Consider the following 24,360-nt stretch of genomic DNA (forward strand, 5'->3'; position numbering starts at 1 on the left):
AGTATTTTATACTAAGATGTTGTTACCCATAGGAATATGCAACATTGGACAATATCTCACAAGCTAATGTCCCCCAAGCGATTGTGGATTATCTGTCGGCGCAGCATGTGCTGACACTTTGCACTCAAGATCCCGCAGGGCTGTGGTGTGCCAGCTGTTTTTACGTGTTTGATGCCGCCACCATGTGCTGTTATCTGATGACTGCCGACAACAGTCGCCATACGCAAGCAATGCTGGCGAATGCGCAGGTAGCAGGCACTATTGCTGAACAAACAGAATCGGTACTGCATATTCAGGGCATTCAGTATACGGCGCTGGCCGCCAAGGTCGCAGAGGCCGAAATAGCCGCAGTCAAAGTACTTTATTGCCAGCGTTTTCCCATCGCTAAGCTCAAGTCTGCACCGCTATGGCAGTTGCAGTTACAGACGGTAAAAATGGTCGATAATCGCTTGGGGTTCGGCAAAAAACATCGGTGGCAACGGCAACCGCTTTAATCACTGTAACATCTGACATGGCGGAACATATAAGCCGTTGCCAGACCAAGCAACATCATGCCACAGGCAAACACTGCCATGCCCCAGCGGTGCGCATGCAGTAATGCCAGCAGCGCCAGCGGCATAATGCTGGAGCAAATGGAGTAGGTCAGGTTATATACCAGCGAAATCCCAGTGACCTTGACTGCGGGAGGAAATAACTGCACCACGATGGCAGGCACCGCGCTGATAATACCGCTACAGAGCCCGGCGATGGCGTATCCTAACAGCAGTGTTTTCGGGGGCGCATCCAGCACCAAGGTTAGCACCGATGTACCAATGGCCAGTAACACGCTATAGAGCGCCAGCGTGCGCCAACGCCCCAGCAAATCTGCCAGTTTACCCGCTATCACACAGCCCACATTCAGGAACAAAATGGCGATACAGCTGATTTCAAAGGTGGTTGCGGCGTCCATCCCATAAAATTTTTGCAGCGCAATGGGCGTCACGACGACCGTCATCACCACTGCCGACACCAGCATAGCCGTCAGCAGTGCTGCGGGTATCGCGGCATACTTGTGCTGTTGGAAGATGGCGGACAGCGGCAGTTTCTGCACTAATTGTTGTTGCTGTTGTAACGCCATAAATACTGGTGTTTCGCTAAGCCATTGCCGTAGCCACACCGAAATAAAGCCAAAAATGCCGCCAATGATGAACGGGATACGCCAGGCCCATTGTTGTAACTCGGCATCAGACACATTGCGGGTGATTAATGTCGCGGTTAACGCCGCGAGCATATAGCCCACTGTTAACCCCGCTTGCAGTAGTCCCAAGGCATAACCGCGATGTGGTGGTGGCGCATGTTCTGCCACAAACACCCAAGCATTGGGGACTTCGCCGCCCAAAGCCGCACCCTGAATAATACGTGCCAGTAACAATAATAGTGGTGCCCAGACGCCAATGGCGGCGTAGCCGGGTAACACGCCGATCAACAAACAGGGCAGTGCCATAAACAATACCGTAAAGTTGAACATGTGTTTGCGACCGAATTTATCGGCAAAGTGGGCAATCACAATGCCGCCCAGCGGGCGAGCCAGATAACCGACAGAAAAGATCACTAGGCTCTGTAGCAAGCGCAGCCATTCCGGAACCGATGGTGGGAAAAACACATCCGCAATTGTTACCGACAGAAACACAAAGATAATAAAGTCATAGACTTCCAGTGCTCCACCGAGCACCGACAGCGCTACTATGCGGTAATCGCGTAGTGAAAATGGCGCTGTTTGCAACTGTTCTGACATGCCTTGTCCAATGCTCAGACTGCCAGCAATCACTGGCAAAAAGCGCATGATAACGGAAACTTGAGGTTTCCCCAATTATCCAGTTATCAGCGCCATCGATAGCGGTAGGTAAACCTGGCAAGCCGCATTCCTTAGCTGGTCGATGAATGATTTAAGGTTGCAACCTAATAATTTTATATGGTATACGATATAAAATGTTATTTGTTGAACACTAATCAACCAAGCACGCGTGAGTGCAGCGACGAGAGATTACCCTTTACCTACCATTATCAAACCGGGGATTGCAGATGGACAGAAGGCACTTTTTACAATCAGTGGCATTAACCACCGCCGCCGTTGCGGTTGGCCGATTGCAGGCGGCCACTTCGCAGCCGCAACTGAATGCCAGCCCACGATTACAGCCATTATCAGGTTCGCAACTCGATGGCTTCACGCATATGGGCGAATTTGATGAACTGGGGCTTAGCTGGTCTGTGTATGAAGATCTGCAACAGCCTGACGGTGCCTTAGCGCTTTGTCATGGTCAACAAGTGTTGCTGCTGGATAAACGGCTGGAAGCCACCTTTGCCAACGATAGCGCTTATTATTTTGGGATGTCGCTGGCAAAAGTCGCGATGGCAGATGCGGATCTGCTGGCAGATAAACTGCTGGCAAATGGTGAGCCGGATGAACAGCAAGTGCGCACCGTTGCGCCGCCATTGGCGTCCAAGCTCAATGCTGAAGATTATGGTGGTCGTCTGCCATGGAACAGTTTCATCGGTACTCGCCAATGCGACGACACCATGATGGTTTATTCCAATGGCCGCACCCGCACTTATCATCCACGGCAGGTGCTGAAGGGCTGCGGTGATGATGCGCTGGCGGCTAAGCGTTATGAGGGGCTGTTAGGTGGCTGGTTACCAGCAGTGCATAAAGTGATCCCAATCAGCAGCAACCGCTACTATGACCTGCTGGTATTTGCCGATGTGGATGCCACCGATCGATTTATCACCCAGACCTGGCATCGTTCCGCATTGATTGAAGATGGCAAAGTCAGCGAAGTGCATTATGGCTACAGCTATCCCGCCTACCCGCCACGGCGACAGCCGCCGGCGGCTGCCGATTTTTACCGGGCACTGCTGCATTTCAGTGGTTACTGGCAACAGTTATTGCAAGATTGCGCCAGTGTTACCTTACCCGATCAAAGCTGGGGCGATATGGTGCAGTTTGCTTTTGCCCGTGAGCAAATTGTGCGTCCGGATGGTGTTTATCCCAAGTATGGCGCGGTAGATCGCGATTACTACGGCCAGGAATACGATGGTTTTCAGGATACCTTTACCAGTTCGCTGTATGCCAATCTGGAGTGGGGCCGTTTTGCACTGGCCGCGGCGGTGCTGGATGGTTATTTTAGCGATTTTGTCGCCGATGATGGCATGATCAATATGCGTGGCCCAGAAACCGCCCAGTTCGGACTGACATTATCGCTACTGGCTCGTTACTACCGGTATACCGCAGATAAAGCCTTGTTACAGAAGCATCGCCACAAAATTGCCGCTACCGCCAGTATTTTGCTGGAGCTGCATGATGTCAGTTTGCAATTGCCCGTAGACGATCCGGGCTATGGACTGATCCATGGCTGGAATGAATCCGATGCCTGGCCTGTTTGAAGATCCGGCTATCTGGTGGAAACCCTATTTTGCCAACAGCGCCATGACCGTCCGTGGGCTGAATGATATCGCCGCCGTTTGGGGCAAATTGGGGGCGAGCGAGCATTAGCGCAACACTGGCAACAGCGGGCTAAACAACTGAATGCGCGGCTGGAGCAAAGTATTCGCGCCAACATTCGCTACGATATGAAACCGCCTTATCTCGGCCCCTTGCCAGGCGCCAAACTCACTTTCCGTCAGGCTTTGGCGCAACAACAACCCAGTGAGCAGGGATGGCCGCATCGGGTTTATGCTGAGTTACTGCATGCAGACGTGTTGCCAGCGGAATTGTCACATCTGGTAATCGACTGCATGCGGGCCTATGGCGCAACCAGTATGGGGGTGGTGGCCAATATCACCGCGGCTAACGAGCATGAGCGCAATCTGCTGGGCTTTATCTCATATGGCTACGCCCGGCAGTTGTTATCGCTCGGACGGGTAGACGAGTATCTGTTGTTTATGTACGCCCATCGTCACCATGCGCACACTCCCGGCAGCTGGACGGCCGGCGAGGTGACCGACATCACTGGCGGAATGCCACTATTCTGCATGCCTGGCACAGTTGACGATACCGTTATTGTTACGTTGGGCACTGGTGTTCGATGACGATCATGGTTTGCATTTAGCCAAAGCCGTGCCTCATGCCTGGTTGTTCAGTGGCAAGCCAGTGAGTTGCGAGCCGGTGCCCACGCCGTGGGGAAAACAGGCTTGAGCCTGCAATATGATCCGCAATTACAGCGGGTTGATGGCAAACTAAGTCTACCGAATGGACAACCACAAGCGTTATGGCTAACGCTGCGATTACCGCAGGGGAAACGCTGGCAGAAATTGCAGGTGGGCGACCAGCAGTTGCTGCCGCAAGGGCCTGCGGGTGACCGCTTTAACCTTAAAGGCTTGAGCGGTAATGTTAGTCTGCAAGCGTTTTTGGCATAAGCGGCTAACGGATAGACATGTGACACTCCCCTGACTCCAGCGTATGATGCAAAGAGTTATATCCGCTAACATGGAGTCAGGTTTATGAGCGAAAACACCTTAAAGTTTGTCACGCTGGTTGGTAGTTTGCGTAAGGATTCTCTGAATGCCACCGTTGCTCGGGCATTACCGCAACTGGCACCTGCTAATGTGGAAATTGTGCCTTTGGGTTCTATTGGTGAATTTCCCCTGTATAACGCCGATGTGCAGGAAGCTCAGGGGTTCCCTGATGCCGTGCTGAAAATGGCGTACCGAATTGCTGAGGCTGATGGGCTGATTATTGTCTCTCCTGAATACAATTACTCTGTTCCCGGAGTGTTGAAAAATGCTCTCGACTGGTTATCGCGGGTAAGCCCACAGCCATTAGCAGGCAAGCCAGTGATGATCGAAAGTGCCTCTCCTGGCGTGATCGGTGGCGCGCGGATGCAGTATCACCTACGGCAAATTCTGGTGTTTTTTGATGCCAAAGTGATGAACAAACCCGAGGCAATGATAGGGCAGGCTCTGGACAAAATCAGTGATGGTAAACTGACCGATGTTGCGACGCGTGATTTTTTGGGTAAACAATTGCAGGCGTTTGCGGAGTTTGCCGCGCATGCTCAAGACAGTGTTTGAGGCATTCTAGGGTTGCCTGGCGCGCTTGCTTTGATTGCCAGACCGCATCAGCAAGGATTTACTGATGCGGTGATTCATTGGCTTACTGCTGCGCCGGACGGCCGTAGTAACCGGTAAAGCTAGCTTTCGCTAGTGCGTTGGCGTTAATCATAAAACCACCTACAGCAGCGGTAGCTTCGGCCGGAACTTCTAGTTTGGCCGTTTTCAACGCATAAAGCGTGAAAATATAGCGATGGGGCTTGTCACCTGCTGGTGGGCAAGTGCCGCCCCAGGCTTTTACGCCATAATCGATACGAACCTGGCTTGCACCCTTTGGCAAACTGGCATCACCTAAAACCCCGGCATTGGCGGGTAAATGCGTGGTGCTGGCGGGAATATTTACAACCATCCAGTGCCACCAGCCAGAGCCGGTAGGTGCATCTGGGTCGTAAACTGTCAGGGCATAGCTTTGTGTCCCTGATGGTGCGCCACTCCAGCGCAGTTCAGGTGATTGATTATCGCCATTACAGCCAAAAGTATTGGTTTCAAAACGGGCAGGAATGGTGCCGTTAGGGCTGATATCCGGGCTTTTCAGTGTAAACTCTTCGGCATGGACGGCAGCTAATGAACTGGCCAGCAATGACAGGCCAGCGCAGATAAAGGCAGTGGTTTTCATGAACACTCCAGATTGCAATAATTGAATCCTAACCATTGTTGGCGGTGACGACGATTAAAAGCTTAGCGCTGCTAAGCGCCGACATCGGTCACGCCCACAACCCAATGATTGGTGTATTATCGTCTGCTAAAATGGCGCAGACAGCAAGAATATCCTGCTAACTCCTATCGCAAAAGGTCATTGTATGACATCACTCGCCCGTTATATTACCGCTATTCACCAGCGCAGTGCCCTGATTGTGGCTCAGCAGCAACGAGATTTGTCGTATCAAGATGATGGTGTGACGGTGACAGCCATTGATACCCAGTACCACTTCGCCGATGGCGTGGTGGTGCAGCATCAGTACGAAAAAGATGACGTCGAAGATGAGCAACTGTGTGCCGAATGTTGGAGTACGTACACGGTTGTCAGCGCACCCGCAGATATCGCTATCTCCCCTCAGCGCAAAGCGTTTACCAATCATTGCCAAGAGATTTTCTGGCTGAAAACCCTACAGACGCAGCAGCGCGATTAAGGTTGTGGCTATTTATAATACTGAATGGTGTATTTGCGTGAGTCTTTTTTGGCTTCACTGTTCTGTTAAGTGTGAGGTTTTTACCAAAGTTAAACTCTCAAATGAAGGCGTGAAAATAACAACCGCAGAAACTTATAAACCGGTATTCTGATTAAGTTTCTTGGTGTTTTTCCTTTAATCATAGTCTTAGGGTGGCGACTGTTTAGCTCTGTGCTAAGACAGCCGCCCAAAGGAAGATATAGTGATTAATTCACTTGCTTCTGTTCAAGAATTTTTACTGTGCCATCTTTATCGTAGTGCTGACTGTATTTGCCAGCAGGAAGCGTATTGACCACGATTCCGTTAACGGTTCTGGCAATTGGGACATAGTCAGTTGTGGCAGTGGATATCGCCGTTGAAATAATCGCTGCAAGGAGACCTCCGCCACTGTTGCCTGAGGTGTCATAAACAATGGTCTGGCTATAGTGCCATAATTCTTCATTGTCTTTGGTAGAGACTAATCGAAAAGCGGCTCCCACCGTTACGTTGCCACCAGTAATATAATAGTTTGTATCCCATTGATTAATAGTAACAAACAAAATCGCATCAGCCCCAAACAGTCCTTGGAACTTAGTGGCATCAACCTGCTGTAACTGTTCTCCGTCAACAACCCCTTGCTGTTGGAGCAGCATATTAGTAATTGGTAGCGGCAGTACATAGTATCCAGCCTCGGCCAGCGGGGTAGCTATGGTTGTCGAATACAGTTCTGGTGCATCGGCAGCGGTTGAATGGTTAATTGCTGGCACCACTAATATTGAGAGTGGATGTTGTTGGTACATCAGGGGATATGCAGCCTGCTTAGTAACATAATTGGGAGTTGCACAGCCTGTCAGCAAAGATGCGGTGGTGATTAATAGTAGTAGAATTATTTTTCTCATAGTGAACGAGCATCCTTGTGTAGATCGTTTATCAGCTTATCCATAAGCGGTGCTGACTCGGGGAATAAATTTTTTCCTCATTAAAATACTGTAGTGCTAGTTCCGGTGAGTTCTGAGCTTGTAGCATACCTAATTCTGCACAAATGCCAGGTGGAATTTTCTTATGTTGCGCCACCGCATTTTCAACGATGGCAGTCAGTGATTGTACATGTGCCTGGCGGCTGCTTTCGCTTGGAGATTTTTGATATTCATATGCAGTCTGTGAGTAATTACCCCAATAATAAATACTGTTACTATGGGCCGCGCAACCGCTAAGTACTATCAGCGCTATTGCTGTGAGTATGGTGTTATGTTTTCTCATCAGGGGATCCGTATCTCAAAAGTATTACCGTTAGTCACAAAAATATTGCGTTTAACTAATGTTTCACCGTTCTTCTGGATTTCAATTAAATGGTTGCCAGTCGCCACCACAAACTTGATCACCGTTTCATCTTTCTCCGTGTAACTAGTGACCCCATCTAAATTTATCGCCGGTTGTTTATCTAAAACCAACAGTGCTCCCGCCAGACTGCCAGTTAATTGGAGATAAGCTTTGTCATCTACCTGAGTTGTTGTTTCATAATGTGAGCTACAAGCGCTTAGAAAAAGCGTTATGGCTATGAGAAATATTTTTTTCATGGGTTATGCCTTTTTCTGTTCTTGAACCACAAGACCTGAGAGCTGCTTAGGATTGATTGTTCCTGACACCAGTTCACATAGAGACAATTCATTACTACCTTTGCCAATAAAACTTTTAACTTTAATCGTGGCGATTTTTTCACCTGGCAACGTTATTAATAGTCCGGTCTGGGGGTTCTTGACCGTTTCACCTTCTTTGAGAACGTCAAAAAGCTCGTCGGTTTTCAGCCCTTGTGATTGTCCACCTGTCATCATCCATAGCGAACCTTGCTGACCGATCAAGTAAGCACGCCATGGGCTATCGAGTAGATTTTCGGTGATATTACTGACAAGTTTGGAAATGGCAGCAGAGACGGCTTTATCGTCTAGCGATGAGTCATAACTGGCACGTTCACCAACATTAAATACGTGGTTGGCTTCAACAACAGCTTCCCCGAGGCTTCCTCTGAATAGGCGATTTCCCCTGTACGTGTGTTAATCAAACGTACGTTAACAGTTGCATTGGCTTTTTGAATTTTATTACGGCTGAAAATGCCGACTTCACTGGTGGTTGTGCGACCGAATTCAGAAACTGAGCCGATAATCAGAAAATCAGCTCCCACTGACTGCATGGTTGTACCGGCCAACTTATTTTCTGATAACACTTTATTCAGGTCGTTTCTTTCCAACATGATGAATTTATGTGTTTCAGTCAGGCGCGCAGCGAGGATATCCGCCGCTTGCTTACCAATCCGATCACCATCTTTATCAAGGAGGAAACTTCCACGTTTAGTTTCATCAGTGAAACGGGCAATGGCCACGACACGTTTTAGACCAAGCTGTTCTGGTGTTTGGAGTGTTGGGCTAATTTTTGGCGTGGCTATTGGCAGTGTGTTTACTGATTCTCTTGTCGCAGAAGTACAAGCGGTCAGCAGACTGAATGCCATTACTAACGTAACGAGTTTTTTCATGGTGCCTTTCTCTGGAATCGGCACGGGCATTGACATTGGGGACAAATGAGCAGCTTCCGTGCCATTGTGGGTTATAAATGTTAACTTGCGGTAAGCGATATTAACAAGTGGCAGCAGAGGGTGCAGCATTTTTTTGTTACAACGGATGCAAAGATAGACGTAGATAGCAAAATAATTATGCCAGATAGCAGACTGCCGCCTTTAAGGCGGCAGTAAAAGACAATATTAGGTTGTTTTTAAAGAATAAAGCGGCTGAGATCTTCGTCGTGCACTAAGGTTTCCAGATGAGCGTTGACGTATTCGGCATCAATCAGGTAATTGGCGCCGGATTTGTCGGCGGCTTCATAGGAGATATCTTCCATCAGCTTTTCCATGATGGTGTGCAGCCGTCTTGCACCGATATTTTCGGTGGTTTCATTCACTTGGAAGGCGGCGTCGGCAATGCGGTCGATGCCTGATTCCGTAAATTCTACCGTTACGCCTTCGGTTGCCATCAAGGCGACATACTGTTCGGTCAGCGATGCGTGTGGCTCGGTGAGAATGCGTTTGAAGTCGCCAGCGGTTAAGGCATCCAGTTCGACACGAATAGGCAGACGCCCCTGTAGCTCGGGGATCAGATCTGATGGTTTGGTCATCTGGAATGCACCAGAAGCGATAAACAGAATGTGGTCAGTGCGCACCATGCCGTGCTTGGTATTAACGGTACAGCCTTCTACCAATGGCAACAGGTCGCGTTGTACTCCTTCGCGGGAGACATCGGGGCCAGAGGTTTCACCACGTTTACAGATCTTGTCGATTTCATCTAAGAAGACGATGCCGTGCTGTTCGACCAGTTCAATCGCTTGATCTTTAAGGTCTTCCTGATTCACCAGTTTGGCAGCTTCCTCTTCAGTCAACTGCTTCATGGCGTCTTTGATCTTCAGTTTGCGGCGTTTAGTCTGGCCTTGGCCCATATTTTGGAACAGGCTCTGCAACTGGTTGGTCATCTCTTCCATCCCTGGAGGTGACATGATTTCCACGCCAATCTGCGGGCCAGCGACATCGATCTCAATCTCTTTGTCATCCAACTGGCCTTCGCGCAGTTTTTTGCGGAAGATCTGCCGGGTGTGCGAGCTGTCTTCTTTTTCGCTGTCCCAATCATTTTTGGGCTTGGGCAACAGTGCATCCAGTACCCGTTCTTCTGCCGCTTCTTCGGCTCGGGTGCGGCATTTCAGCATCTGCTGTTCGCGGGTCATCTTGACGGCGGCATCGGTCAGATCGCGGATGATCTGATCCACTTCTTTGCCTACATAACCCACTTCGGTAAATTTGGTGGCTTCTACCTTGATAAACGGCGCATTGGCGAGTTTTGCCAGACGGCGAGCGATTTCGGTTTTACCAACACCGGTAGGGCCAATCATCAGGATATTTTTAGGGGTGACTTCTTGGCGCAGCGCGCTATCCAGCTGCATTCGCCGCCAACGGTTACGTAAGGCGACCGCCACTGAGCGCTTGGCTTTTTGCTGGCCGATAATATGGGCGTCCAGTTCGTGGACGATTTCGCGGGGTGTCATTTCCGACATGGTACTTCCTCACGCAGAATTCAGTAATTCAGTTCTTCAATGGTCTTGAACTGATTGGTAAACACGCAGATGTTGCCAGCGATGGTTAAGGCTTTTTCGCAAATGTCGCGTGCAGTAAGTTCGGTATTTTCCAGCATGGCGATAGCGGCTGCCTGGGCGTAGTTACCACCGGAACCGATGGCGATCAGGTCATTTTCCGGCTGTAGTACATCGCCATTACCTGTGATGATCAGTGAGCACTCAGCATCGGCCACCGCCAACAGTGCTTCAAGTTTGCGCAACATACGGTCGGTGCGCCAGTCTTTGGCCAGTTCCACGGCGGCTTTCATCAAGTGCCCTTGATGCATTTCCAATTTGGCTTCAAAGCGTTCGAATAAGGTGAACGCATCGGCAGTGCCACCGGCGAATCCGGCGATCACCTGGTCGTGGTACAGACGGCGGACTTTGCGGGCATTACCTTTCATGACGGTATTTCCCAGAGAAACTTGGCCATCACCGGCCATTACCACTTGTTTGTCACGGCGTACTGATACGATTGTTGTCACGATAAATCCTCTTAGCTGGCTGACGGGCGGCGCCGTCAGGGTGCGATAGAGGTTAATATGGGGATAGCCTGATGAATATCAAGCACAGAAACCGCAGTTTTTAAGGGTATACCATCAGGTTTAGCGATAAAAAACCGCAAGCCAATGACTTGCGGTTTGGTTTGTGTGCTTGGGGGCTGTTAACTTTCCCAGAACCAGATCATACAGCCGTTGAGACCGGCGCGTTGCAGTTCGTGACGATCAGTTTCGGCTTTGCGTTTGCTCTGATAGGGCCCTAGCACCACCTTGTACCAGACACCGCTGCTACCATCGACTTTTCGCACTTGCGCTTCTAGCCCCTGGAAGGCGATCACCGCTTTCATTTCCTGCGCCTGTGATTCTTTACGGAAGGAGCCACACTGCATCTGATAGGGGCGTGTTGGTTGGTTGCTCTTTTCCGGTAAATCCACTTCCACCTGTTTGTTCTCTAACTCCTGCTGATACGTCCACTCTTCTTTGGGTTTGGGCGGCAGGGCGTTGGGATCTTTCTTGGGCGCGGTCTTTTCTGGGATGACCACTTTTACTGGTTCTTGAGTTACCGGTGCCGGACTGCCGTTCTTCAGCGTCCACAAAAAATAACCAAAACCAGCGACTACCACCAATACCACCAGAAACAGCAGCAACGGCGGCCGTTTGGGCGGCTGTGGTTTCTTGAGATTGCCGCGCTGTTGTCGGCGCGGCTTGCTGTTAGCGTAATCGCTGCGCATCGGTTACATCTGCTCCAGAGTATCAATCCCTAATAACGACAGCCCCTGCTTCAAGGTCTTCGCGGTTAGCTTCGCCAGTAACAGGCGGCTATCGCGTTGGCTTGCTGTGTCCGCAGCCAGTACCGGGCAAGCTTCATAGAAGCTGGAGAACGCACCTGCCAGTTCATACAGATAAGCGCACAGCAGATGTGGCTGGCCTTTATCCACCATGCGAGCCAACACTTCGCTAAACTGCGCCAGCTTGTTGCCGAGATCTTTCTCTTTGTCATGTTCTAAGAGAATGGTGGCGGCTGACAGGTCGATATCTTCGGCTTTCTTGAAGATACCTGCGACGCGGGTATAGGCGTACAGCAGATAAGGGGCGGTATTGCCTTCAAAACTCAGCATCTGGTCGAAACTGAAGATGTAATCACTGGCGCGATTTTTTGACAAATCAGCGTATTTCACCGAAGCAACGCCCACCACCGCAGCAATTTGCTCCAGCGTCGCGGCATCCATATCAGGGTTCTTGCTGCGCACCAGTTCCAGCGCGCGATCATGGGCTTCATTCAGCAAGTCGATGAGTTTTACCACTCCGCCAGTACGGGTTTTGAATGGCCGACCATCTTCGCCGTTCATGGTACCAAAGCCCATGTGTTCCAGCGACATTTCTGGGCGCACAAACCCGGCAGTACGCGCCAGGCTGAAAACCTGCTGGAAGTGCAGCGCTTGGCGCAGATCCACAAAATACAGCACCCGGTCGGCGTGCAATACCGATGAGCGGTAACGCATGGCGGCCAGATCTGTGGTGGCATACAGATAACCACCGTCAGCTTTTTGGATGATCACCGGTAATGGTTCGCCTTCTTTGGTGCGAAATGCTTCCTGAAACACCACCTTGGCGCCATTACTTTCGGTCAATAACCCCTGCGCTTCTAAATCTTGTACCACCTGTGGCAAATCGTCGTTATAAGCACTTTCACCGCGCACATCTTTGCGGGTCAGACTAACGCCGAGGCGTTGATAGACCTTGTGACAGTGGCTCAGCGAGATTTCATTGAATTCGCGCCACAGTTTGTTGCAATACTCGTCACCGGATTGCAGTTCTACCACCAGATGGCGAGCGCGGTTGGCAAACTCTTCGGATTCATCGAAACGCACTTTGGCGGCGCGGTAAAAGCTTTCCAGATCCGACAGCTCGATTTCCGACTCAGCTCCATTGGCCGCCCGCAGTTCTTCCATATAGGCCAGCAACATGCCGAACTGAGTGCCCCAGTCGCCCACATGGTTTTGCCGGATAACCTTATGGCCGAGAAATTCTAGGGCGCGCACAACGGAATCGCCAATGATGGTGGAACGCAGATGGCCCACGTGCATCTCTTTGGCAAGGTTAGGGGATGAGTAGTCAACCACTACAGTTTGCGCGGGCGGCAGCGCTACACCCAAGTGCGCATCTGCCAGCGCTTGTTGTAGCTGTTTGGCCAGCGCATTGTCGTCGAGAAAGAAGTTGATAAAGCCGGGGCCGGCGATTTCCACTTTAGCGACATGGCTGGATTCTGGCAGGTTGTCGATAAGCATCTGCGCCAGCTCCCGTGGTGGTTTCCCTGCCACTTTGGTCAGCATCATTGCCAGATTAGTCGCCAGATCGCCGTGGCTCTTATCTTTGGTTCGGTCTACCTGAATGCGCGGATCAGTATCTTCGGGGATAATTCCCTGCTGTTTTAACTTGGCTACTGTCTGTTCAAGTAAAGCTTGGATATGTGATTTCATTGGCGTTCTGTCGGTACTGACTACAAAAATAGGGTTGATAACGAATAACCGCACATTCTAGCCGTTATGGCAGGAAGATTGCTACGCTTGCGGCCATTTTTGTGGCGCGGTTTCAGTTAACAGCGCTGAAATGCCGCGAGGTTACAGCAGATCTTGCGGGTCACGATCTAGGCTCCAGCGACAGCGTTTGCCGCTGGTTAGTGCTTCCGCTTGCGGCAATAGTTGTTCAAAAACCTGCTGCAAACGCCTGCGGTCAGCAGCTTGTACCAGCAGTTGCCGGCGGAATTTACCGGCTTTGCGATCCAGTGGTGCCGGCATCGGACCAATCACCTCAAAGGTATTATCCTGCGGTAATAATGCGGCAAACTCTGCCAGAAAGGTGTCGGCATCGACAGCCTGATGCGCCTCGGCTTTTATCAGGATCATATGCCATGCCGGTGGCAACAACGCCTGCTGTCGTTCGCTGAGCTGGCTGCGGGCAAATTCGCCATAGCCGCGATGCAGCAAATCCTTGAGTAGCGGATTGTCGCTCTGATGTGTTTGCAGCAATACCGTGCCGGGTTTACTGGCGCGACCTGCGCGTCCAGCCACTTGTGTATACAGTTGGGCAAAACGTTCCGGGGCGCGAAAATCGGCACTGAACAGTGCGCCATCCACATCCAGTAATCCTACCAAGGTGACATCGGGGAAATGGTGGCCCTTGGCGAGCATCTGGGTGCCCACCAGAATTTTATATTCACCGCGGTGGATGGCCGCCAGCTGTTTTTCCAGCGAGCCTTTGCGACTGGTGGTATCGCGGTCAATACGTACCACCGGGTAGTCGGGGAATTCTTGGGTCAGCATGGTTTCCAACTGCTCGGTGCCTATGCCTTGTCCCTGCAACATGGTACTGCCACAGTTGTGACACTGGCGCGGAATTGCATACTGGTTGCCACAGTGATGGCAGCGGATTTCTCCCAGTGCTTGATGCACAGTAAAAATGCGTCACAACGGTCACATTCATGCAGATAACCGCATTCGTGGCAGATGAGCGCCGGTGCAAAGCCGCGCCGATTGAGAAACAACAACACCTGATTGCCCGCTTGCAAGTGCAAACGCATTTCGTTCAGCAGCGGTTGTGACATGCCGGCACGCAGCGGCAGATTGCGGATATCAATGATCCCCTGCCGTACCTTCAGCGCGCCACCGGCGCGTTCTCCCAGTTGCAGGTGGGCGTAGCGGCCATTAAGGGCATTGTGCAGCGTTTCCAGCGACGGTGTGGCACTGCCAAGCAGTACCGGAATATCTTCCAGATGCCCGCGCATCACCGCCAGATCGCGCGCATGATAGCCAACGCCTTCCTGTTGTTTGAAGCTGGCGTCATGTTCTTCATCAAGAATGATCACTCCCGGCCACATCATGGGGGTGAACAAGGCGGAGCGGGTGCCGATAATAATCGCCGCTTCACCACAGCGAGCCTGTCGCCAGGCGTCTAACCGTTGTTTATCGGTTAACCCAGAATGGATCACCGCAATGGTCACTTTAAAGCGGCGTTTGAAGCGATTGATGGTCTGTGGTGTCAGGCCGATTTCTGGCACCAGGATCAGTGCCTGTTTGCCTTGTTTCAGTACCGTTTCTAGCAACGATAGATAGACTTCGGTTTTACCGGAACCTGTGACCCCTTCCAACAGCGTACACTTATAGCCACTTTGTGCGGTGAGTGCTGCTACCGCTACCGCCTGCTGTTTGTTGAGTTTAAGCGGCTGCTCACCCAGTTCCAGCTGCTCGCGCCAGTGGCGGTCGGCAACTAATGGCCGCTCATAAAGCCCAATCCAGTCTTTGTCTTTCAGTGCCTTGATCGCGGTTTTACTGAGTTCCAGTACTTGGACTTCTTCGGTGGTCAGTTCGCCGTGTTGCAGTTGCTGCAACACTTTTTGCTGAGCTGGCGAGCGTTTGAGACTTGCTAGCGTGGCCTCCGCTCCTTTGTCGGTGAGCGCGTAGTAACTGATAAATTCTGGTGCAGCACTGGCGCCTTTACGCAGCGCGACGGGTAAGGCTTGTGTCAGCATCTGACCTTGGCTGCACAAATAATATCTTGCTGCCCACAAGGTGAGTTTATACAGTGGATCAGACAATAACGGTGAGCTGTCCAGCACCGCCGTAAGGTTTTTTAACTGTTGCGGTGCTAACGTGCATTCATCTGTGGTCGCAACGACCAAACCAATCAGCTGTTGCCGCCCAAACGGAACGCGCACCCGCATGCCGACTTCCAGCGGCCAGCCAAGATTAGGTGGGATCTTGTAGGTGAAGTTCTGCCGCATAGGGACTGGCAGGGCAACTTCAGCAAACTGCGGCATGGTGATTGGCATTGAATGGTCAGACATGACGGCCAGTGTACTCAGGCTGACACAACAGAGCCAGTCCTGCGCAGAATATTCTAAAATAAATCAGCAAAGTGAATTAGTTACAGGGGAAGACGGCATGAAGATATCTCGCGTAACGACAGGGTTCCATTGGCTGGGATGTCTCGGCTGCGGACTGCTTGGGCTCTTGCTGATGCCATTGGCTCAGGCCGAAGTCACCCATGTCAGCATTAATCAACGGCTGTTTGATTTAGGCAAGCTGCCGTTAATTAAGGTTAATATCGTTGCCGCACCGACAGATCCTGACCGTATGCAATTTATTTTGCGGCAAAAGAGCGGTGAAGAAAAACTGATGGTGCAGCCAATCAACAATTACCTGTTGTTGCTGATGGGGCTGGACGAAGTGACTGACGCCGACGCATTGCTGCTGGTGCAGTTGTATCAAACCAACCAATGGCAGGAGATCAGCCAGTTACCCTTGTTTGCCAAAACAGTGCCAGTGGGCAATCCGCCAGATCCCGCGCGATTCTCGATGTATCGTAATCCAGTTAAGCCCAGTGTCTTACCGCCGTCTGAAATTGTGCCGGCTACCGAGGTAGTGCCACCAGCGCCGATGCCAGCAAGCCGCGCTCCAGAGCCCGTTGCTCCGCCTAAAAAGGCAGTTACTGAGATAGCTTCCGCCCAGTGTCTACTGGATTATCATGGCACCGAAACACTGTGGCATCTGGCGAGCCGTTATGCCAAGCAATGGCGTACGCATGTGTACGCTGCGGCGCTGGCAATCATGGAGGCAAACCCTAAAGCGTTTGTCAAAGGTAAGCCCGGAAATTTGCGGAGTGATGCACAGCTACATTGCCCACAACCCGCGCAGTGGCAATCTTATCAAGACAAGGCGTTGGCAAAGGAAAAATTTGAGGCATTGCTGTAAGCTATTGCCATTAGTGTGCAGATACTGTAGCATTCTGCGCCCTGAAACTATGTATAACCGCATGTGGTGTCCGACTTCGGGTTGGAAGAGCGACATGGCCTTTTATTGAGGTAATCCCAAATGAAACCAGGTATTCATCCTGACTATGCAGAAATCACTGCTACCTGCACTTGCGGTAACGTGATCAAAGTTCATTCCACTGCAGGTAGAGATCTGCACTTGGACGTATGTGGTGCTTGCCACCCATTCTACACCGGTACTCAGAAAGTTGTTGATACCGGCGGCCGTATTGAAAAGTTCAACAAACGCTTCGGCATGTTGGGCAAAAAATAATACGACTAGCGCTGTTCAGGTCATGCGCCTGGCAAGCTGATTCAAGGGCTGTAACCGCAAGGTTTACGGCCCTTGTTGTATCTGAGCGTCAGTTTTTTCGTCTACTCACCGCCGCCAAACCTATGCTTTTACTGCCCCGCTACTTCACTTCCTGCCACCACGTTAGAGTGGAAAGCGTTTGGTTTCATGGCTTCTTAAGCGATCGGCCAACAGCCAGCTAGTCTCATTGGGATATTTTATTTCAGTACATCTCCAAGCGTTATTGCGGGTGCCGCCACGCATGGTGTTGATGAGTTCACTCACGGAAAGATAGCTTTTGCTGTTCCAGATCAGTTTGCCGTTAATAATATCGGCTATCAGATACTTGCCGTAGTATTTGGTTCGCAGTTGCGTTTTGTGTGGCAGCGTGAGTTGCGCCCATTGGAAACTGCCTTCACCACTATATTCCTGTCGAGCGTTTTCATCTTTATTGGCTAAATGGTCGCTTAGAATGTTAGCGATGCTGGCGGCGACCCCAGTGGGATAATGTTGTGCTAATGCAAGATAGAGTGATTCAGGAATCGGGACTGACAGGTATTGCTCTATGGGTAAGGACATAAAATGGCTAACTATAAGTGCTTAATAGCGCTATATAGTGCTATTAATGGTGATGTTTTGTCAAATAACACAGTCGAATAAGCAAAATTTTATCATCCAAGATGATTTGTAATAGTTTGATATTTATCAGTAATAACTGTTTTTATGTTTTTCTAGGTCAAAATCTGCGGGGTGTCTGCGTTTTGCTCGGCGGCAATCACTGTTAATACCTATCAGTCGTGAGCAAGCAAAAGGATAAACACCTTTTCAGGTAAGCCGATGCAGCAAACATAGTGCGCAAAATAGGCAAACGCGGGTGTTTAGCTGAGCCAGGTTTACGCACATTGCCGTACCGCTTGTTGTTAAACGCTGAGCGCATTTCACGCAGTAAACGGATGGACATCGACTGTTCGCGTGCCTCACTCTGTGCTTCTTCATCAATAAGATGGGCACTGTAGGGTAATATCTGTCCGTAAGTGGTCAGTTGCGCAAGCAGGTTTAGCGGTTGTTACTGCCCCCGCTTGTGGTGTCGTTACGCAAAAAAATGGTTTACCAATGAAAATGTCAGTTAGTATCAGAGATCAGTAAGTTAATTAAATTTAGCCGCAATATCACCATTAAAAGCCGCTTTTAGGGGGCGCAGAATGTTGTTTTAATACATTCTTGGAATCTGGCTTCTATTCTCTCGCACATGCGTTACTTCGCTTTGGCATCCATTAGATAAATTCTTATTTTTATAGTAAAAAATAGCCAGAAGCAGTTTTATTCACCTAAGCTTTCAAGTATCTTTACAGCCCCTATTTTCAGGCGTTCCGATGCTTTGCTCTTAATGTTTCGGTTCGCGAATAATTATTAAAATACTTTGCCCTGTATCAGGATCCACCATGAGCGATTTACGTCAGAAAGCACTTGATTACCATCAGTTCCCCGTTCCCGGAAAAACCGCCGTTGCCTTGACGAAAGCGGCTAGCACCAGTTTGGATTTGGCCTTGGCATACAGCCCCGGCGTGGCAGAGCCAGTGCGAGAAATCGCCGCCAACGCTGCCGAGGCTTACCGCTATACCAATAAAGGCAATACCGTAGCGGTGATCACCAATGGCACCGCTATTTTAGGGCTAGGTAATCTTGGGCCTTTAGCTTCGAAACCGGTGATGGAAGGTAAAGCACTGTTATTCAAACGCTTTGCTAATATCGATGCTACCGATATTGAAGTGAAACACCGTACCAATGAAGAATTTATCAACACGGTGGCGGCCATTGCCGATACTTTTGGCGGTATCAACCTGGAAGATATTAAGGCGCCAGAGTGTTTTGAAATTGAACAGGAACTGATTAAGCGTTGCAGTATTCCGGTGTTCCACGATGATCAGCATGGTACCGCTATTGTCACCGCGGCGGGGATGCTGAATGCGTTGGAAATTCAGGGCAAGCAGATCGCGCAAGCGGTATTTGTTTGCATGGGTGCGGGCGCTGCGGCCGTTGCCTGTATGTCGCTGCTGGTTAAGTGTGGGGCATTACGGGAAAACATCTATATGCTCGATCGTAAAGGCGTTATCCATAGCCGCCGCAGCGATCTTAACGAATATAAATCGTTGTTTGCCAACAACACTGACAAACGCACCCTGCATGATGTTATTCAAGGGGCGGATGTGTTTCTTGGGGTGTCTGGCGCCAATGTGTTAAGCGCCGACGATATTGCACTCATGGCAGAACGGCCAATTGTGTTTGCCTGTTCAAATCCAGATCCAGAAATCAAACCGGAACTGGCCCATGCGGTGCGTAAAGACTTAATCATGGGCACTGGTCGCAGTGATTATCCTAATCAAGTCAACAATGTGCTGTGTTTCCCATTTATCTTCCGTGGGGCGCTGGATGTCAGAGCACGGCGCATCAATGATGAGATGAAACTGGCGGCGGTGCATGCCATTGCCGGTTTGGCTCGGGAAGCGGTTCCCGCCGAAGTGTTGGCTGCTTATCCAGATGTTAATTCGCTCAGTTTTGGGCCTGAATATGTGTTGCCAAAGCCGATGGACCCACGGCTGCTGCCGCGAGTAGCCCGAGCGGTTGCTGAAGCAGCGATTGCTTCTGGCAGTGCCCAGGTGACTGAGCTGCCGGCAGATTATCTGCGCTGATCGTTTGGGTCGTGGCCGCATCTGGTGCGTTTGCGGCCGACTTCTTAATCCTTTATATGGTTGCCATTTGGTTAATTCAGCTTAATAATCAACCAGGTGGCACTGCAGTTTGCATCAATTGCACTGTGGCTGGATGTCTTATTACCAACGGCAGGAACGCCAGACCATGAATCTTACCCGTATGCTGACAACCCGACTGACCCGCTTCTGGTTGTGGTCATTGCTGGCGTTGTTGGTTATTGGTTTGCTATTCACTTTTGTTGGCTACTGGCGCATTGTCAGCCAGCAGCAACAGCAACAGCTAAATGTGATACAGCAACAGTTGTTGCAACATTATCGGGATGGGCAGCTAACCCAGGCCGATAATTGGTTACCACCGCTATTGGCACTGACCGATATTACCGAAGTGCGGATCTGGCAAGGGACACAACTGCGACAACAATTTAGTCGCGCTCATGCCTCAAACGGCCAGCGTAGCATGCGTCTGTTGTTGGATGAACAGGCGGATATCTGGGCTGAATTGCGACTGCGCTCGCCATGGCAGCATTATTTCCCATCGAGCGGTGACTGGTGGTTATTACTGACAACGCTGTTGTTACTCTTGCTGCTGTTGCGACTCGGATATCTGTGGTATTCGCAGCAACTGCAAGGGATGGAAACCGTTGCCGACCGCTGCCGCTTGATCCTCAAAGGGCGTTACCCGCAAGCACGTAATCTAAGCAGTGTTAGTCATCCTCGTTTTATCAACCGGGCGTTAAGTAAGTTACTGGATGAGCTTGCCGATGCCCGTAAAGAGCGTGCTCGTTTTGATAATTTCATCCGCAGCAATACTTTTCTGGATCATGAAACCCATATCGGCAACCGCCTGTTTTTAGACAACCGTCTGAATGCGCTAAGTAATGCACAGGGCATGATGGCGCATGGCGTATTGTTGTTACTGGAATTTGAAGAGTTGGAGCAGCTCAGCGGCGAAGGGCAAATGGGCGATTATCTCAATCTCAATGTTGCCCATATCAGTCGGTTGTTACATAGCCAAGCCAACAGTGTGTTCGCCCGCCGCAGTTACAATCAGTTGGCGATTGTGGTGACTCAAATCAGTCTGGCAGAAGCGGAGCAGCTAGCGGCCAAGTTGATTAAACTGTGCACCAGCCTGTTACCACGCGAACTGCAAAACCGTAGTAACAGTTGTCATCTTGGTGGTGCATATTTCAAGTTGGGCGATAACCAACAACAGTTGTTGGAAGAAGCTGAAATGGCCCTCAGAGCCGCACAGATCCAAGGCGTTAGCACTTGGTTTATGTATGATAAAGGGGCGGTCGATGCTGAGTTTGCCAGAGGCTCCGTGCGTTGGCGTAGCTTTTTGGAACTGGCATTAGAACAGCGGCGTTTTGTTGTATTTGCGCAGCCGGTTTTTGATACGGAAGGTAAGCTACATCACCAGGAAATATTTACCCGCGCTAAGGAACCCAATGGTACTTTGGTGCGAGCGACCCTGTTTTTGCCAATGGCGGCAAAATGTGGCTTGTTGCCTAAAATTGAACGACAAACGATAGAAAAAGTGGTTTATGAACTACTGCCTAAAGCCAACGCCGAGGCGATTTTCAGCGTGAATCTCTCGGAAGATACACTGATGAATAATGATTTCATGCGTTGGCTGCGTACTTTATTACTGGAACATCGGGATTTGGCGCCGCGGCTGATCTTCGAAGTGGATGAAGCGGTTGCCAGCCGTTGCCAGCAGGAATTACAACCTAAGCTACGGCTGATCCGCAAAATGGGCGCCCGCTTGTGTGTCGATCATGTGGGCTTGCAGGTGGTCAGCAGCCAGTACATCACTGAAGGTAGTTTTGCGCTGTTAAAGTTACATCGTTCGCTGATCAAACAGATCCACCTGCGGGCTGAGAATCAACTGTTTATCCGTAGTTTGCTCGGTGGTTTGCATCAAACCGATGTGGAAGTGATCGCCGAGGGCGTTGAACAGTTTGAAGAGTGGCAGACATTACGGGTGTTGGGGGTCAGTGCCGCACAAGGCCCTTGGTTTGCTGATCCAGAACCGGCCGCGGTGAGTTAAATATTTTGATAGGCTTGCGCTACCTCAGGGTTTACGTAAATATTCCTTATAAAATGAAAAAATTAGCGTGTAGAATAACTTTGTCATGACATTTTATTGACACTGTCAAATGTATTAAGCCGCAAGTTAAGGCCTCGCAAAGCGATTTTTACAGGATGTGGAACCGATTGTTGATATGGCAAATAAACCATTAATAAAAATGCCGTTTATGAAATCTCGTTTGGCAGTAACACCTACCGGGATTTTTCTGGGAGATGACACCGCCTGGGTATACCGTTCGGCGGCGGGACAAACGCCCTACAGCGCCAGTTATCCCCACAGCCAAAATTGGTCTGCACTGTTTAACCGCATCGCTGCCGACATCGGCCCATCACTGATCCAGTTGGTTCTCTGCCCGACATTTTATCAATTGGTTACGGCGGATAAACCAGCAGTGGCTGCCGAAGAAGTGGCACAGGCATTACTCTGGTCGGTTAAAGATATGGTGGCAATGCCGCCACAGAATATTCATCTGGATTATTTTGAGTCGTCACTGACCAATAGCAACAAGTTACAAGTGGTTATTACGGATAAAGCCGTGTTGTCAGCTATTGCCCAAAGTGCTGATGCGGCGGGTATGCGTTTTGCCGGCATCTCAGTGGAAGAGTTGATGCCAACCAACCTGTTTGCTGATGAGTCACATGCCAGACTGGTTATCAGTCATGTCCCCGCTGAAGATGTACTGCTGACGGTGGTGCGTGCCGGGGAATTGTGTATGCATCGACGCATCCGTGGTTTTCGGGAACTGGATAATGTTGATGCCGATGCCCTGCATTTGGGAGTTGCGGATAATCTTAGCCTAGAGATCCAGCGCTCCATGGATTTCTTTGAAAGCCAACTGCGGCAACCGCCGGTAGCGGCTATCGACCTGCTGGTACAGGGCGCAACGGATGCCTTGGTCAAAGCGGTTTCCGCGAATTTCAACCAGCCAGTACAGGCAACGGCCTGTGAACAGGTGGGCGCGAAAATGGCGGCGTTAGCGTTTGCCGAATTACAGCGGGAGAGGGCATGAGTAAAACCCGGATCAATCTGTATAGCGCTGAGTTGCTGCCCGCTAAGTTACGGCTGAGTTTTGCCAGAACGCTGTTATTTTCTTTAGGACTGCTGCTGTTGGGGGCGTGTTCCTAGCATTTGGCTGGTGGCAACAGCAACAAGTCAATCAGCAACTGCAAACGTTACAGCAACAAAATGCCACGCTAGAACAACAGAAAAATAGTCTGCAACAGGCGCTGAGCAAACATCAGCCGGACGCCGCTCTACAGGCAAAACTAAGCCAGATGACTCAGGAGCAGCAGCTTAAAACACTGCTATTAACGGAACTGGCTAAGCGTGAGCAATTCAAGTCATCGGGGTTTACCAACATGCTAGAGGAGTTGGCCAAGGTGGCCGATGGTAGTGTCTGGTTATCCCATATCCATTTAGCACCACAAAACCTGTTGTTTGAAGGTTATACCCTGAAGCCAGAAAATGTGCCTAACTGGGTGGTGCGTCTCAGTGACACCGAAAGTTTTAAAGGTAAAGCGTTCGCTTCAATGACCATGAATCGTGGCGAGCAACAACCGTTGGCCTTCCGGCTGACCACGGCGGCGAAGGAGGCAGAAAAACAATGAGTGCCTTCGGGAATTTGTCATCGAAGTTTGACCAACTGTCGCGGCGTGAACGGGTTATGGTCGCTGGTGTCTGCTGGGTGCTGATCGCCGTGTTGCTGTATCTGCCTATGGAATCCCTATGGCTACAATATCAGCGGCAACAGCAACAGTTACACTCAGTCGTCAATCTGCGCCAGGGCAATAGTGAGCAGATTGCATTGTTACAGCAACGTCTTGCGCAAGATCCCAATCAGGCATTGCACCAGCAGATTGATACTCTGCAACAACAGATTGTGGCGCTGGATCAGCGGCTAAACAGTGAAACGGTCGATCTCATCCCGGCGGCGCGTATGCCTGCATTATTGACTAAACTGCTACAGCAGAGTCAGGGGTGAAATTGCAAGAGTTCCATTCTATCGCTCCTACGCCGCTGTTGGTGGTGGGCGATGAGGGCAAGGAACAGATGAACCTCTATAGTCATGGCATCAGCCTGACATTTGTGGGGGATTATTTTTCTGTGTTGAAATTCGTCCGTACCGTAGAAGAGATGCCAGAAAAACTCTACTGGCAAAGTCTGGATTATCAAGTACAGCAGTTCCCCGAAGCTAGTGTCAAACTGGCATTGTATACCGTCAGCATCAATAAGGACTTTATCAGTGTGGCAACTCATTAATGTGGCCGTATTGGCACTGTTGATACTGGCAGCACCCGCCAAGGCCGCCAGTTTGCGTGACCCCACTATGCCTCCCGTAGGGATGACAAGTGTTAACACCACTCACAGTGGCACGGCTGAGTCGCTGGTATTGAACAGCATTATTCAAGGGGCTACTGGAGCCAAAGCGATTATTAACAATCAGTTGTATCGCCAAGGTGCGCGACTGCAAGGTACGGCAATCCGCTATATTGGCGCTAACGAAGTGCTGTTGGCAGATGGCCGCAGGTTACAGTTGTTCAAAAAAATCACCGAGCCAAATAAGAAGAGATAACG

At 50.3% G+C, this 24,360-nt stretch carries 28 protein-coding genes and 1 pseudogene; 16 read left to right on the forward strand and 13 right to left on the reverse strand.

Features of this window, described 5'->3' with window-relative positions:
• Nucleotides 1-44 precede the first annotated feature (44 nt).
• Nucleotides 45-494 (forward strand): YhbP family protein, encoded by a 450-nt coding sequence (locus KHX94_RS10985; RefSeq protein ID WP_213680667.1) that lies wholly within the window; start codon nucleotides 45-47, stop codon nucleotides 492-494.
• Here KHX94_RS10985 and KHX94_RS10990 read toward each other — a convergent pair.
• Entirely contained in the window at nucleotides 491-1,849 is a 1,359-nt protein-coding gene (locus tag KHX94_RS10990; RefSeq protein ID WP_213680668.1) for an MFS transporter, read from the reverse strand. The two genes, KHX94_RS10985 and KHX94_RS10990, sit on opposite strands and share 4 nt — an antisense overlap.
• A gap of 212 nt (nucleotides 1,850-2,061) precedes the next feature.
• Between KHX94_RS10990 and KHX94_RS10995 the strand changes: the two genes are divergently transcribed.
• The 5 genes from KHX94_RS10995 to KHX94_RS11010 all read left to right on the forward strand — a co-directional run bounded on the left by KHX94_RS10995 (nucleotide 2,062) and on the right by KHX94_RS11010 (nucleotide 5,046).
• Nucleotides 2,062-3,420 carry a glucosidase family protein gene (locus KHX94_RS10995; protein WP_213680669.1) on the forward strand — a complete coding sequence of 453 codons (1,359 nt, stop codon included), beginning with the start codon at nucleotides 2,062-2,064 and terminating at the stop codon, nucleotides 3,418-3,420.
• On the forward strand, nucleotides 3,404-3,529 hold the full coding sequence (locus KHX94_RS21115; RefSeq protein ID WP_280529561.1) for a hypothetical protein: 126 nt from the start codon (nucleotides 3,404-3,406) through the stop codon (nucleotides 3,527-3,529). The genes KHX94_RS10995 and KHX94_RS21115 overlap by 17 nt, the downstream gene beginning before the upstream one ends.
• Nucleotides 3,499-4,065 carry a hypothetical protein gene (locus KHX94_RS11000; protein WP_213680670.1) on the forward strand — a complete coding sequence of 189 codons (567 nt, stop codon included), beginning with the start codon at nucleotides 3,499-3,501 and terminating at the stop codon, nucleotides 4,063-4,065. The genes KHX94_RS21115 and KHX94_RS11000 overlap by 31 nt, the downstream gene beginning before the upstream one ends.
• Before the next feature lie 102 nt (nucleotides 4,066-4,167).
• The gene (locus tag KHX94_RS11005; protein WP_213680671.1) at nucleotides 4,168-4,392 is read left to right on the forward strand and encodes a hypothetical protein; all 225 of its coding nucleotides are present in this window, start codon (nucleotides 4,168-4,170) and stop codon (nucleotides 4,390-4,392) included.
• A gap of 84 nt (nucleotides 4,393-4,476) precedes the next feature.
• Complete coding sequence (locus KHX94_RS11010) at nucleotides 4,477-5,046, forward strand: NADPH-dependent FMN reductase (RefSeq protein WP_213680672.1); 570 nt, start codon at nucleotides 4,477-4,479, stop codon at nucleotides 5,044-5,046.
• 82 nt (nucleotides 5,047-5,128) lie between these two features.
• Here the strand turns inward: KHX94_RS11010 and KHX94_RS11015 are convergent, their stop codons facing one another.
• Nucleotides 5,129-5,701, reverse strand: coding sequence for a YbhB/YbcL family Raf kinase inhibitor-like protein (locus KHX94_RS11015; RefSeq protein ID WP_213680673.1), 573 nt, complete (start codon nucleotides 5,699-5,701; stop codon nucleotides 5,129-5,131).
• A 184-nt stretch (nucleotides 5,702-5,885) separates the two neighbouring features.
• Here KHX94_RS11015 and KHX94_RS11020 point away from each other — a divergent pair, with 184 nt between their 5' ends.
• A complete protein-coding gene (locus KHX94_RS11020) occupies nucleotides 5,886-6,215 on the forward strand; it encodes a hypothetical protein (RefSeq protein WP_213680674.1) in 330 nt (109 codons plus the stop codon).
• A gap of 245 nt (nucleotides 6,216-6,460) precedes the next feature.
• On the opposite strand, the gene KHX94_RS11025 is transcribed toward KHX94_RS11020, so the two are convergent.
• The 10 genes and pseudogenes from KHX94_RS11025 to priA all read right to left on the reverse strand — a co-directional run bounded on the left by KHX94_RS11025 (nucleotide 6,461) and on the right by priA (nucleotide 15,698).
• The gene (locus tag KHX94_RS11025; RefSeq protein WP_213680675.1) at nucleotides 6,461-7,132 is read right to left on the reverse strand and encodes a GNA1162 family protein; all 672 of its coding nucleotides are present in this window, start codon (nucleotides 7,130-7,132) and stop codon (nucleotides 6,461-6,463) included.
• A 31-nt stretch (nucleotides 7,133-7,163) separates the two neighbouring features.
• Nucleotides 7,164-7,493 carry a DUF4810 domain-containing protein gene (locus KHX94_RS11030; RefSeq protein WP_213680676.1) on the reverse strand — a complete coding sequence of 110 codons (330 nt, stop codon included), beginning with the start codon at nucleotides 7,491-7,493 and terminating at the stop codon, nucleotides 7,164-7,166.
• A complete protein-coding gene (locus KHX94_RS11035; protein WP_213680677.1) occupies nucleotides 7,493-7,810 on the reverse strand; it encodes a putative periplasmic lipoprotein in 318 nt (105 codons plus the stop codon). The genes KHX94_RS11030 and KHX94_RS11035 overlap by 1 nt, the downstream gene beginning before the upstream one ends.
• A gap of 3 nt (nucleotides 7,811-7,813) precedes the next feature.
• On the reverse strand, nucleotides 7,814-8,092 hold the full coding sequence (locus KHX94_RS20465) for a hypothetical protein (protein WP_244859110.1): 279 nt from the start codon (nucleotides 8,090-8,092) through the stop codon (nucleotides 7,814-7,816).
• Between the two features lie 83 nt (nucleotides 8,093-8,175).
• A complete protein-coding gene (locus KHX94_RS20470) occupies nucleotides 8,176-8,889 on the reverse strand; it encodes a CsgG/HfaB family protein (RefSeq protein ID WP_244859111.1) in 714 nt (237 codons plus the stop codon).
• A gap of 107 nt (nucleotides 8,890-8,996) precedes the next feature.
• Nucleotides 8,997-10,322: an ATP-dependent protease ATPase subunit HslU gene (gene hslU, locus KHX94_RS11045; protein ID WP_213680678.1), complete on the reverse strand. Its 1,326-nt coding sequence runs from the start codon at nucleotides 10,320-10,322 to the stop codon at nucleotides 8,997-8,999.
• A gap of 20 nt (nucleotides 10,323-10,342) precedes the next feature.
• The gene (gene hslV / locus KHX94_RS11050) at nucleotides 10,343-10,867 is read right to left on the reverse strand and encodes an ATP-dependent protease subunit HslV (protein ID WP_213680679.1); all 525 of its coding nucleotides are present in this window, start codon (nucleotides 10,865-10,867) and stop codon (nucleotides 10,343-10,345) included.
• Nucleotides 10,868-11,046: 179 nt separating this feature from the next.
• Nucleotides 11,047-11,613, reverse strand: a complete 567-nt coding sequence (locus KHX94_RS11055; RefSeq protein ID WP_213680680.1) for an SPOR domain-containing protein — start codon at nucleotides 11,611-11,613, stop codon at nucleotides 11,047-11,049.
• Nucleotides 11,614-11,616: 3 nt separating this feature from the next.
• Nucleotides 11,617-13,362, reverse strand: a complete 1,746-nt coding sequence (gene argS / locus KHX94_RS11060; protein ID WP_213680681.1) for an arginine--tRNA ligase — start codon at nucleotides 13,360-13,362, stop codon at nucleotides 11,617-11,619.
• A gap of 141 nt (nucleotides 13,363-13,503) precedes the next feature.
• Nucleotides 13,504-15,698, reverse strand: a pseudogene (priA, locus tag KHX94_RS11065) (primosomal protein N').
• 124 nt (nucleotides 15,699-15,822) lie between these two features.
• Here priA and KHX94_RS11070 point away from each other — a divergent pair.
• Both KHX94_RS11070 and rpmE read left to right on the forward strand, forming a co-directional pair.
• Nucleotides 15,823-16,632, forward strand: a complete 810-nt coding sequence (locus KHX94_RS11070; protein ID WP_213680682.1) for a LysM peptidoglycan-binding domain-containing protein — start codon at nucleotides 15,823-15,825, stop codon at nucleotides 16,630-16,632.
• A 120-nt stretch (nucleotides 16,633-16,752) separates the two neighbouring features.
• Nucleotides 16,753-16,965 carry a 50S ribosomal protein L31 gene (rpmE, locus tag KHX94_RS11075; protein ID WP_133038442.1) on the forward strand — a complete coding sequence of 71 codons (213 nt, stop codon included), beginning with the start codon at nucleotides 16,753-16,755 and terminating at the stop codon, nucleotides 16,963-16,965.
• A 162-nt stretch (nucleotides 16,966-17,127) separates the two neighbouring features.
• Here the strand turns inward: rpmE and KHX94_RS11080 are convergent, their stop codons facing one another.
• Nucleotides 17,128-17,562, reverse strand: coding sequence for a hypothetical protein (locus tag KHX94_RS11080; RefSeq protein ID WP_213680683.1), 435 nt, complete (start codon nucleotides 17,560-17,562; stop codon nucleotides 17,128-17,130).
• Nucleotides 17,563-18,425: 863 nt separating this feature from the next.
• Here KHX94_RS11080 and KHX94_RS11085 point away from each other — a divergent pair.
• From KHX94_RS11085 to KHX94_RS11110, 7 genes are all read left to right on the forward strand, one after another.
• Nucleotides 18,426-19,673 carry a malic enzyme-like NAD(P)-binding protein gene (locus KHX94_RS11085; RefSeq protein ID WP_213680684.1) on the forward strand — a complete coding sequence of 416 codons (1,248 nt, stop codon included), beginning with the start codon at nucleotides 18,426-18,428 and terminating at the stop codon, nucleotides 19,671-19,673.
• Between the two features lie 166 nt (nucleotides 19,674-19,839).
• Nucleotides 19,840-21,744 (forward strand): RNase E specificity factor CsrD, encoded by a 1,905-nt coding sequence (csrD, locus tag KHX94_RS11090; RefSeq protein ID WP_213683415.1) that lies wholly within the window; start codon nucleotides 19,840-19,842, stop codon nucleotides 21,742-21,744.
• A 208-nt stretch (nucleotides 21,745-21,952) separates the two neighbouring features.
• On the forward strand, nucleotides 21,953-22,795 hold the full coding sequence (locus KHX94_RS11095) for an MSHA biogenesis protein MshI (protein WP_213680685.1): 843 nt from the start codon (nucleotides 21,953-21,955) through the stop codon (nucleotides 22,793-22,795).
• 106 nt (nucleotides 22,796-22,901) lie between these two features.
• Entirely contained in the window at nucleotides 22,902-23,393 is a 492-nt protein-coding gene (locus KHX94_RS11100; RefSeq protein WP_213680686.1) for a PilN domain-containing protein, read from the forward strand.
• On the forward strand, nucleotides 23,390-23,767 hold the full coding sequence (locus tag KHX94_RS21480) for a hypothetical protein (protein WP_342345760.1): 378 nt from the start codon (nucleotides 23,390-23,392) through the stop codon (nucleotides 23,765-23,767). Before KHX94_RS11100 ends, KHX94_RS21480 begins: the two co-directional genes overlap by 4 nt.
• A complete protein-coding gene (locus KHX94_RS21485) occupies nucleotides 23,764-24,045 on the forward strand; it encodes a hypothetical protein (protein WP_342345761.1) in 282 nt (93 codons plus the stop codon). The genes KHX94_RS21480 and KHX94_RS21485 overlap by 4 nt, the downstream gene beginning before the upstream one ends.
• Entirely contained in the window at nucleotides 24,029-24,358 is a 330-nt protein-coding gene (locus KHX94_RS11110; protein WP_213680687.1) for an MSHA biogenesis protein MshK, read from the forward strand. Before KHX94_RS21485 ends, KHX94_RS11110 begins: the two co-directional genes overlap by 17 nt.
• Nucleotides 24,359-24,360 lie beyond the last annotated feature (2 nt).

This window comes from Shewanella dokdonensis, assembly GCF_018394335.1.
GTDB lineage: Bacteria > Pseudomonadota > Gammaproteobacteria > Enterobacterales > Shewanellaceae > Shewanella > Shewanella dokdonensis.